Source organism: Actinophytocola sp. (assembly GCF_045807065.1).
GTDB lineage: Bacteria > Actinomycetota > Actinomycetes > Mycobacteriales > Pseudonocardiaceae > Actinophytocola.
The window spans coordinates 1-4,504 of record NZ_JBJMIE010000664.1; the positions used below are offsets into that span (position 1 = coordinate 1).

A 4,504-nucleotide genomic window follows, 5' to 3' on the forward strand; every position below is an offset into this window, starting at 1 on the left:
CAAACTTTACCAAAAAGACTCTAATAAGATAACAAACCGCTGCCTAACGTCAGCGGCATGAGGATCGTTCCGCCGGCAGGCCCCGCCCGCGCACTCGCCGTCGCGCAGTTGACCGACTCGATCGGGCTCGGCGGTTACCTCGTGTGCTCCGCCCTCTACTTCACCCGGGTCGTGGGTCTGTCACCCACACAGGTGGGATTTGGTCTCACGGTCGGGTGGGCGGTCGCGTTCGTCGCGGCCGTGCCGCTCGGGCACCTGGCCGACCGCCGGGGCCCACGAGGGATCGCGATGTTGCTGGCGCTGTGCACAGCCGCCGCGCTCCTGCAGCTCCTGTTCGTCCGGTCGTTCGTGCCGTTCGTGCTGGTGGCGTGCCTGTACTCGAGTGCGATCTCGGGGTTGAACGCGGCACGGCAGGCGCTGCTCGCGGGCCTGGTCGCCGCCGCGGACAGGACGAAGGCACGCGCGGGCCTCGCCGCCGCGGTCAACGGCGGTATCGCGATCGGCGCCGGACTCGGCGGGCTGGCACTGCAAGTCGACACCGCGGCCGCCTACCTGGCGGTGTTCGCGGTGGACGCGGTCAGCCTCGTGGTGTCGGCGCTCGTGCTGCTGCGGCTGCCGGCGGTGGCGCCGGCAGCGGCCGGCACGAGGGGGGAGCCGAGGCTCGCGGTGCTGCGCGACCGGCCCTACGCGCTCGTGGCGCTGGTGAACATGGTCCTCCAGCTGCACATCCCCATGATCACGCTGGCGATTCCGCTGTGGATCGTCCAGCGGACGAACGCGCCGGGCTGGACGGTGTCGGCGCTGCTCGTGCTGAACACGGTGTCGATCGTGCTGTGCCAGGTGGCGGTCGCGAACCGGGTGACCGGACTGGTGAGCGCGGTCCGGCACATCCGGTACGCCGGGGTCACGCTCCTGGTCGCGTGCGCGGTGTTCGCGACGTCCGGGTTGGGCGCGCCGACCTGGCTCGCGGTGGGGATCCTCCTGGTGGCCGCGGCACTGCAGTCGGGCGCGGAGATGCTGCAGGCGAGCGGGGCGTGGGAGATCAGCTTCGGGCTGGCACCGGAGGGCCGGCACGGGCAGTACCAGGGGTTCTTCGGCTCCGGCTTCACGGTGGCGAGGATGCTCGGCCCCCTGCTGGTGACGACGCTGGTGCTGGCATGGGGCACGGCGGGGTGGCTGGTGCTCGGCGTGGTCTTCCTGCTGGCGGGGATCGCGATGGGCCCGGCCGTCCGCTGGGCCGCCCGCACCCGCCCGGCCGCCGACGAGCCGGCGGCGCTCGCGCAGGTCTAGGGCATGACGCGGCGGATGACCGTGATCGGGCCGATGTTGTCGATGTTGCTGATCTTGACGTCCTCGCCGAAGCTCGGGGCGTGCACCGCGCGGGTGCCGTCGATGGCGATGGCCACGTGGTGGACGGGCTGGTAGAAGAAGATCAGGTCGCCGGCACGCACGTTCGCGCGGGCGACCTTCCTGCCGACCGTGGCCTGCTCACGGGACACGCGCGGGAGGTTGACGCCGGCGTGGTGGAACGCGGTCTGCACGAGCCCGGAGCAGTCGTAGGAGTCCGGGCCGACCGCGCCCCACAGGTACGGCTTGCCCAGCTGCCCGAGGGCGAACTGCAGCACCGTGCCGGCGTTGCCGCCGGGGATGACGACGTCGCTGCTGTCGTAGTCCTCGATGCCGTTCAGCAGGGACCGCTGCTCGGGCGTCAGGCTGTCCAGTGCCCCGCGGACCTCGGTGATCTGCGAGTCGAGCGTGGTGCGGCGCTGCTGCACGTCGTTCGCGCTGGCCGTGACCTTCGCCTCGAGGTCCTGCGCCTCCTTGGCGGCGGCGACGGCCTTGGTCTCCGCGTTCTCGGCGGCCGCGAGCGCGGCGTCGCCCTCACGCGGGCTGTTGGTGAGGTGCGCGACCAGGCTCGCCGCCTCCAGCTTGCCCACCAGGTCGTCCGGGCTGGTGCTGGTGGCGAACGCGGACAGCGCGTCGAGGTCGCTGCGGGAGGACAGCACGTCGGCGACCCGGTCGACGTCCTGCGCGGCGGTGGCCTTGGTGCGCAGCGCGTCGGCCTTGGCCTTCGCGTCGTCGGCGGCCTTGGTCGCGGCCGCGGACGCCTGCTGCTGCGCGGTCAGCTGCTCCTGGACGGTCAGCAGCTGCTCGTTGACGAGCTCGGCCTGAGCACTCAGGTCGTAGTAGTAGGCGAGCAACCCGGCCACGGTCGTCGGCTGCGCCGAGGCCGGCGCGACCAACAACGTCGCGGTCAGCAGTACCGCGCCGCCGATGCCGGCCAGCGAAACGGGCAGTGCACGCACCCCGAGCTCCCCTCTCCGTCCTCGGACGCCGTACCCATTGTTCAACAAAGATCGCCGCCGGCGCTGCGGATCCCCTCAACCGGGTACGAACGTCTGCACGGTAGGGCATTCTGGATAACGTTAGGGTGAGTCAGGTGAGCAACCTCGCGGCCGTTTCCGACCTGCACGTCTCCTACCAGGAGAACCGCGAGCTCGTCGCGACGATCCAACCGGAGACCCCCGCCGACTGGCTACTGGTCGCCGGCGACGTCGGCGAGCGGGCCGCGGACGTCGAGTGGGCGCTGTCGCTGCTGCGCGAGCGGTTCGCGACCGTCGTGTGGGTGCCGGGCAACCACGAGTTGTGGACCATCCAGGACGACCCGGTCCAGTTGCGGGGCGTGGAGCGGTACGAGGCGCTGGTGGAGACGTGCCGGCGGATCGACGTGATCACGCCGGAGGACCCGTACCCCACGTGGAACGGGCCGGACGGGCCGGTCACCGTGGTGCCCCTGTTCCTCGGCTACGACTACACCTGGCGGCCCGAGGGCTGCTCGACCAAGGCCGAGGCGCTCGCGTACGCGCACAACACCGGCGTGGTCTGCACGGACGAGTACATGCTGCACCCCGATCCCTTCCCGACCCGGGACGACTGGTGCCGGGCGCGGGTCGCCGAGACCGAACAGCGGCTCAAGGAGTGCGACCCCGCCGTGCCGATGGTGTTCGTCAACCACTACCCGCTGGTGCGGGAGCCGACGCGGATCCTGCGGTACCCGGAGTTCGCGCAGTGGTGCGGCACCGAGCTGACGGCCGACTGGCACACGCGCTTCCCCACCGCCGCGATGGTGTACGGGCACCTGCACATCCCACGCGACACGGTGCACGACGGGGTGCCGTTCCTCGAGGTCTCGCTGGGTTACCCGCGGGAGTGGCGACCGAGGAAGAACCCGCCGCGGCTGCCGCGCCGCATCCTGCCCTAACTCGCCAGGACGCCGGCGAGGACGTCGCCGACCATCTTGCGGACGGTGGCGGCGTCCGGTCGCGGGCCCGTCCGGTCGCCGAACAGCAGGTGACCGGTGCCGACCAGCATGGGGGCGAGCCCGTCGGGTTCGGCCGCGGGCGAGACGCGACCGAGGTCGCGCTCCGCTAGGAGGTACTCGGCGATCATGATCGCGGCGTCGGTCAGCACCGGGATGCCGGCGGGCCACTGCTTGCGCAGCCGGACGCGCAGCTGCAGCCGGAAGGTGATGAGCGGGACGATCGCCACGGCGACGGACTGGAAGACCGCGGTCAGCGCGTCGGCGACGTTGTCGACGACGGTCCCGGTGCCGGCGGCCTCGCGGAGCGCGGCGGCCTGGACGTCCATCCGGTTGACGCGGTCGAGCACGAACTCGGCGAGGAACGCGTCGAAGTCGTCGAAGTGCCGGTGCATGACCCCCTTGGCGACGCCCGCCTCGTCGGTGACCGCCCGGCTGGTCAGCCCACTCGGGCCGTCCCGCAGCAGGACGCGGTCGGCGGCGTCGAAGAGCTGCTCGCGGACGTCGCGAAGGGCCACGCCAGTGGGCACGGTCGTTCCTCTCGTTGACGAGTGGGCGCTTGCCCACTTAAGGTGGGCGCATGCCCACTTTACCTTCGGAGTCTCGTCGTCCAGAAATACACCAACACCGGCAGATCGCCGAGTCCTTCGGCGAGGACGCGGCACGGTACGACCGGGCGCGGCCGCCCTACCCGGACGCCCTCGTGGCGCGGATCGTCGCCGAAACGCCGGGGCGGTCGTTCCTCAACGCCGGTTGCGGCACCGGCATCGAGGCGCGGCAGTTCCAGGCGCTCGGCGTCACGGTGCTCGGCGTCGAGCCGGACGAGCGGATGGCCGAGTTCGCACGAAGCCGCGGGCTCGAGGTCGAGGTGTCGAGGTTCGAGGACTGGGACCCGGCAGGACGCCGGTTCGACGCGGTCGTCGCCGGGACGGCCTGGCACTGGGTCGACATGGTCGCCGGCGCGGCGAAGGCGGCGCAGGTGCTGCGGCCAGGCGGGCGGCTGGCGCCGTTCTGGCACGTCTTCCAGCCGCCGCCGTCCATCGCCGAAGCCCTGGCCGAGGTGTACCAGCGAGTGGTGCCCGACTCGCCGGTGGACCTGAAGGCGATGCCGAAGCGCGCGCTGGACGGGTACCAGGTGATGTTCGACAAGGCGGCCGACGCGATACGGGCGGACGGCCGGTTCGA

General features: G+C 71.5%; 5 protein-coding genes. 3 read left to right on the top strand and 2 right to left on the bottom strand.

Going from position 1 to position 4,504, the window contains the following annotated elements:
• The first annotated feature begins 57 nt into the window (after positions 1-57).
• Entirely contained in the window at positions 58-1,290 is a 1,233-nt protein-coding gene (locus ACJ73U_RS39005; protein ID WP_407782805.1) for an MFS transporter, read from the top strand.
• Here the strand turns inward: ACJ73U_RS39005 and ACJ73U_RS39010 are convergent.
• Positions 1,287-2,306: an NlpC/P60 family protein gene (locus tag ACJ73U_RS39010; protein ID WP_407782806.1), complete on the bottom strand. Its 1,020-nt coding sequence runs from the start codon at positions 2,304-2,306 to the stop codon at positions 1,287-1,289. The two genes, ACJ73U_RS39005 and ACJ73U_RS39010, sit on opposite strands and share 4 nt — an antisense overlap.
• Positions 2,307-2,431: 125 nt before the next feature.
• Here ACJ73U_RS39010 and ACJ73U_RS39015 point away from each other — a divergent pair, with 125 nt between their 5' ends.
• Positions 2,432-3,262 carry a metallophosphoesterase family protein gene (locus tag ACJ73U_RS39015; RefSeq protein ID WP_407782807.1) on the top strand — a complete coding sequence of 277 codons (831 nt, stop codon included), beginning with the start codon at positions 2,432-2,434 and terminating at the stop codon, positions 3,260-3,262.
• Here ACJ73U_RS39015 and ACJ73U_RS39020 read toward each other — a convergent pair.
• Positions 3,259-3,849 carry a TetR/AcrR family transcriptional regulator gene (locus tag ACJ73U_RS39020; RefSeq protein WP_407782808.1) on the bottom strand — a complete coding sequence of 197 codons (591 nt, stop codon included), beginning with the start codon at positions 3,847-3,849 and terminating at the stop codon, positions 3,259-3,261. The two genes, ACJ73U_RS39015 and ACJ73U_RS39020, sit on opposite strands and share 4 nt — an antisense overlap.
• 50 nt (positions 3,850-3,899) lie before the next feature.
• Between ACJ73U_RS39020 and ACJ73U_RS39025 the strand changes: the two genes are divergently transcribed.
• On the top strand, positions 3,900-4,504 hold a 605-nt coding region (locus tag ACJ73U_RS39025), incomplete at its 3' end, for a class I SAM-dependent methyltransferase (RefSeq protein ID WP_407782809.1).

Bases quoted from the DNA above. Each gene is read 5' to 3' on its own strand.
- ACJ73U_RS39005 (WP_407782805.1), top strand. From the start codon at position 58: ATGAGGATCGTTCCGCCGGCAGGCCCCGCCCGCGCACTCGCCGTCGCG.